The sequence below is a fragment of the Streptomyces sp. genome, assembly GCF_050698815.1.
Taxonomy (GTDB): domain Bacteria; phylum Actinomycetota; class Actinomycetes; order Streptomycetales; family Streptomycetaceae; genus Streptomyces.
On the sequence record NZ_JBOHCV010000642.1, the window covers coordinates 1 to 5277 of the forward strand.

A 5277-nucleotide genomic window follows, 5' to 3' on the forward strand; every position below is an offset into this window, starting at 1 on the left:
CAGGATCCACCCTGTCGCCGCCTTGCTGACCGGTGAGCGGTAGCGCACCATCGCGTACGCCGCGGGCACCGCCACCGCCACGGAGATCGCAGCCGCGCTGCCCGCCACTATCAGGCTGTTGAGCGCGGAGCGGGCCAGCGGCTGCTGCCCGAAGGCGGCGGTGAAGCTGTCCAGGGACGGATGCTCCGGCAGCCATGCCGGATCCACCGACCCCAGTTCCTGCGGCGCCTTGAAGGCAGTGGAGATCAGCCAGAACAGCGGGAAGGCCAGAAACACCAGGTAGCAGATCAGGGCGGCATACTGGGCGGCTTGGCCGGTGCGGCCCAGCCGGCGTCCCCGCCGGGCTTGGCCCGGCGTGCGCTGAGCAGAGCTCACTGGTCGGCCTCCTTCAGACGGTTGCGCAGGAAGATCGTCAGCAGCACGGCGATGACGGCGACCATCACCACACCCATCGCGGCGGCGTAGCCGAACTGCCCGTAGCGGAAGGCCTCTTCGTAGGCGAAGAGCATCGGCAGCCGCGTCTTGCCGCCCGGCCCGCCGTTGGTCAGCACATAGACCAGGCCGAAGGAGTTGAAGTTCCAGATGAAGTTCAGCGCGGTGATCGAGAGCACGACCGGCTTCAGCGTCGGCCAGGTCACCGTGCGGAAGCGGCGCCACAGGCCGGCGCCGTCCAGGGCGGCCGCCTCGTGCAGTTCGTGCGGGACGTTCTGCAGACCCGCCAGCAGCACCACCGTCGTCTGCGGCATTCCCGCCCAGACCCCGACCACGATCACGGCGGGCAGTGCGAGGGAGACGCTCGAGAGCCAGTCGATGTCGCCGGAGAGCAGGTGCAGATCGCGCAGGGTGGCGTTCAGGATGCCCGCGTCCTGGTGGTAGACCAGCCGCCACATGATGCCGATGACGACCTCCGGCATCGCCCACGGTACGAGCGCGAGCGTGCGGGCGAGCCACCGGAAGCGGAGATTCTGGTTGAGCAGGACGGCCAGCCCCAGCGCCAGCACGAACTGCAGGGCGGTCACGCTCACCGCCCAGACCAGCCCGATCTTGAAGGAGTCCCAGAAGAGTGAGTCCAGCCGCAGGTCCGCGAAGTTGTCGAGGCCGGCGAACCGGGCCACCTCGGTGCGGCCGGACTGGGCGTCGGTGAAGGCCAGCGACAGTCCGTACAGCAGCGGTCCCACGCTCAGCACCAGGATCGGGATGAGCGCCGGCAGCAGCAGGAACCACGCGTCGCGGTCCAGGCCGAGCGCGATCCTGCGCTCGCGCGGGGAGCGGGGCGGTGGAGTGCCGCGCTCCAGCGGCCGGGGAGCCTGAGGGGCGGTGACGCTCATCGGGCCACCTCCACCGGTGCGGAGGAGGCGCGCACGACCAGCCGCGGTGTGGCGGTGCGCGACCGTGCCGGTGCCCGGGCGGCGCCGTCGCCGCGTTCGGCGATCCGGTCCAGCAGCATCTGGGCCGCGATCCGGCCGCGCTCGGCGGAGCCGAGGTCGACGCTGCTCAGCGGCGGCCAGCCGGCCCGTACCAGGACCGTGTCGTCCATTCCGACGACCGCGACGTCCTCGGGGATGCGCAGGCCGCTGGAGTGCAGCGCCTGCGCGGCGCCCAGCGCCAGCTGGTCGTTGGCGCAGAAGACGGCGTCGGCGCCCGGGGCGGCTTCCAGCAGCCGGTGCATGGCCTGCGCGCCCGCCTCGATGGTGAAGTCCGTGGTCTCCGCCAGAGCGGCATCGGCCTGGATGCCGCAGGCCTCCAGGGCCTGGTGGTAGCCGCGGTGGCGGTTGCGTCCGGGGACGGTGTCGGTGGGCCCGTTGATGAAGGCGATGCGGCGGCGTCCGGTCTCGATCAGATGGCGTACGGCCAGCTCGGAGCCGGTGACCGAGTCGGCGCGGACACTGTCCACCGGCGCGTCCTCGGGGAGTGAGCCGATGACGACGACCGGCTGTGCCGCGGTGCGGAGCGCCTCGAGGTGCTCCGGCGTGATGCGGATGGGGCACAGCACCAGTCCGTCACTCGTACGGTCGGCGAGGCTGCGCACGACTGCGAGCTCGTCCTCGACGACGGCGTCCGTGGAGTGCAGGAGCAGGCGGTAGCCGTGGCCCTTGGTGAGCGACTGGATCTGGCGGACCATCGCGACGTAGACGGGGTTGCCGATGTCCTGCATGGCGAAGGTCAGCTGCATGGACCGCCCGCCCTTGAGCGACCGGGCCACGGCGTTGGGTACGTAGCCCATCTCCTGTGCCGCGCGCCGGACCCGCGCGACGGTGTCGGGCCGAGCTCCGTGCCCGTTGAGGACCCGGGAGACCGAGGCGATGGAGACGCCGGCCCGCTCGGCGATCGTCTCGACGGTGGGGGGCCCGCCTGTCGTCACCACAAAATCGCCCCTTCGCTGGCTTCCTGGCTGCCGTGATGGGCTGTGACGGCCATCACTGGAAACGTTTACAGATCGAGTGACGGGAATGGTGCGCCCCTCGTGCCCGGGCGTCAATGGGGTGTGACCCGGTTCCCACAGCGACGGTTCACGGAACGCGCCGGAAACGCTCCGGGAACGCGCCCGTCAGCCTGCCCGTCACCAGGTAAGTTCGGCCTTCCTTGCTGGCGGGCGGCGTGGCTTCGCGCATATCTTCGAAGAAGCCGGAGCTTCGAGGAGCTGGAGCTTCGAAGGGCCGGAAGGCGGCGCCGGCGATCGGCGCGCCGTGGCAGGGCGACGGCGGATCCTGACAGGGCGGGCATGGAGAGCGACGAAGCGGCGGCCGGGTCCGGCCGGGAGAACCACTCCCGCGGGCACGACCACACCCATCACACCCACCGGGACGTCCAAGGCGGCTGGCTGCGGCCCGCCGTGTTCGGCGCGATGGACGGGCTGGTCTCCAACCTCGGCCTGATGACGGGCGTCGCGGGCAGCTCCGCCTCCTCCCAGACCATCGTGATCTCCGGGCTCGCCGGCCTGGCCGCCGGCGCGTTCTCGATGGCCGCGGGCGAGTACACCTCCGTCGCCTCGCAGCGTGAGCTGGCGCAGGCCGAGCTGGAGGTGGAGCGGCGCGAGCTGCGCCGTCACCCCGACGACGAGCTGCAGGAGCTGGCCGAGGTCTACGAGTCGCGGGGCGTGGACACCCGGCTGGCGATGGAGGTCGCCAGACAGGTGCACCAGAACCCCGAGCAGGCCCTGGAGACGCACGCCCGCGAGGAACTGGGCGTCGACCCGGGAGACCTGCCCTCGCCGGCCCTCGCGGCGGTCTCCTCGTTCCTGTCCTTCTCCCTCGGCGCTCTCGTGCCCGTACTGCCGTATCTGCTCGGTACGACGGAGCTGTGGCCCGCGGTGGTGCTGGCGCTGCTGGGGCTGTTCGCCTGTGGTGCGGTGGTGGCGCGGGTGACGGCGCGGCGGTGGTGGTACAGCGGGTTGCGGCAGCTGGGGCTCGGTGCCGGCGCGGCGGCGGTGACGTACGGTTTGGGGGTGGCCTTCGGTGTGGCTGTGGGCTGAGTGGTGGCGTCCGCACGCGCTTCGGAGGCGGGTGGCGGGGCACGATCTTGTTGTTACTCCACGGTTTCAGATCGTTCGAGGCCGGGCAGAAGCCGAAAGGCCCGCGAGCAATGACGCTTGCACCGGGTCAGAGCGCAAGGCCGCTGTACAGGGGCCATCCGCACCCCCGTAGCCGGCCTGGAGGACCACCCTCTCGCGTATCGGCATGTGACCATGGAGTCTGCATGCTGAGACGTGGCATCCGTTTTCCGGTGCGTGGTCCATCATGTAATCTCCACGAAATTCTGTTCTGCGCAGAGGGCCGACGTCGTCCCTCGGCACTTGGTTTCCCCAGGCTCCGCCTGGGAGGCACCCCCAGCCACGACGACGACGGGAGAGCCGATGCGTGCAGCGTCTCTGGCCGCCCACCCTGCCAAGCAGGGGATGTACGACCCCCGATACGAGCACGACGCCTGCGGCGTCGGCTTCGTGGCGACCTTGACGGGTGAGGCGAGCCACGAGCTCGTCGAGCGGGCGCTGACCGTACTGCGCAATCTGGAGCACCGCGGTGCCACCGGCTCGGACCCGGACACCGGCGACGGCGCCGGTGTGCTGTCGCAGGTCCCGGACGCCTTCCTGCGCGAAACCGTCGACTTCACCCTGCCGGAGGCGGGCGGCTACGCCGTCGGCATCGCCTTCCTGCCCGCTGAGGAGGCCGAGGCCGCCACCGCCGTCTCGCACATCGAGACGCTGGCGTCCGAGGAGGGGCTCCGGATCCTGGGCTGGCGCGAGGTGCCGGTCGCCCCCGAGCTGCTCGGCCCGGGCGCCCGCGCGACGATGCCGTCCTTCCGGCAGCTGTTCGTCGCCGACGCGGCCGACGAGGGCGCCGAGTCCGTCCGTACGGGCATCGCCCTGGACCGGCTCGCTTTCGTGCTGCGCAAGCGCGCCGAGCGGGAGGCCGGGGTGTACTTCCCGTCGCTGTCCGCGCGCACTCTCGTCTACAAGGGCATGCTCACCACCGGGCAGCTGGAGCCCTTCTTCCCGGACCTGTCCGACCGCCGCTTCGCCAGCGCCATCGCGCTGGTGCACTCCCGCTTCTCCACCAACACCTTCCCGAGCTGGCCGCTCGCCCACCCGTACCGCTTCGTCGCGCACAACGGCGAGATCAACACCGTCATGGGCAACCGCAACTGGATGCGCGCGCGTGAGTCGCAGCTCGCGAGCGACCTGGTTCCCGGTGACCTGTCCCGGCTCTTCCCGGTCTGCACACCGGCCGCCAGCGACTCGGCCAGCTTCGACGAGGTGCTCGAGCTCCTCCATCTCGGCGGGCGAAGCCTCGCACACGCGATGCTCATGATGATCCCGGAGGCGTGGGAGAACCACTCCGAGATGGACGCCGAGAGGCGGGCGTTCTACGAGTTCCACAGCGCGGTGATGGAGCCCTGGGACGGCCCGGCATGCGTGGTGTTCACCGACGGCTCCCGGGTCGGCGCGCTGCTCGACCGCAACGGGCTGCGCCCCGGCCGGTTCTGGGTGACGGAGGACGGCCTCGTGGTGCTCGCCTCGGAGGCGGGCGTGCTCGACCTCGACCCGGCGACAGTCGTTCGCAAGGGCCGGCTACAGCCGGGCCGGATGTTCCTCGTCGACCTCGACGAGCACCGGGTCGTCGAGGACGACGAGATCAAGTCGTCGCTGGCCGCCGCAGCGCCCTACGACGAGTGGTTGCACGCGGGGCTGATCCGCCTCGACGACCTGCCCGAGCGCGAGCACGTCGTGCACACGCACGCCAGCGTCACCCGCCGCCAGCAGACGTTCGGCTACACCGA

3 protein-coding genes and 2 pseudogenes are annotated in these 5277 nt (G+C 71.0%); 2 read left to right on the forward strand and 3 right to left on the reverse strand.

Annotated elements, in window-relative coordinates; translation table 11 throughout:
* The 3 genes and pseudogenes from ACRDP3_RS23075 to ACRDP3_RS23085 all read right to left on the reverse strand — a co-directional run.
* Positions 1-375 (reverse strand): annotated as a pseudogene (locus tag ACRDP3_RS23075) (carbohydrate ABC transporter permease); the annotation flags it as partial.
* The gene (locus ACRDP3_RS23080) at positions 372-1328 is read right to left on the reverse strand and encodes a carbohydrate ABC transporter permease (RefSeq protein ID WP_431518914.1); all 957 of its coding nucleotides are present in this window, start codon (positions 1326-1328) and stop codon (positions 372-374) included. The gene ACRDP3_RS23080 and the pseudogene ACRDP3_RS23075, both read right to left, overlap by 4 nt.
* Complete coding sequence (locus ACRDP3_RS23085; protein ID WP_431518915.1) at positions 1325-2365, reverse strand: LacI family DNA-binding transcriptional regulator; 1041 nt, start codon at positions 2363-2365, stop codon at positions 1325-1327. Before ACRDP3_RS23085 ends, ACRDP3_RS23080 begins: the two co-directional genes overlap by 4 nt.
* Before the next feature lie 357 nt (positions 2366-2722).
* Between ACRDP3_RS23085 and ACRDP3_RS23090 the strand changes: the two genes are divergently transcribed.
* Positions 2723-3472: a VIT1/CCC1 transporter family protein gene (locus ACRDP3_RS23090; protein WP_431518916.1), complete on the forward strand. Its 750-nt coding sequence runs from the start codon at positions 2723-2725 to the stop codon at positions 3470-3472.
* 381 nt (positions 3473-3853) lie between these two features.
* Positions 3854-5277 (forward strand): annotated as a pseudogene (locus ACRDP3_RS23095) (glutamate synthase subunit alpha); the annotation flags it as partial.

What these genes read in the sequence shown, in the direction of transcription:
- ACRDP3_RS23090 (WP_431518916.1), top strand. Translation starts at nt 2,723, where the DNA reads ATGGAGAGCGACGAAGCGGCGGCCGGGTCCGGCCGGGAGAACCACTCC.
- ACRDP3_RS23080 (WP_431518914.1), bottom strand. Translation starts at nt 1,328, where the DNA reads ATGAGCGTCACCGCCCCTCAGGCTCCCCGGCCGCTGGAGCGCGGCACT.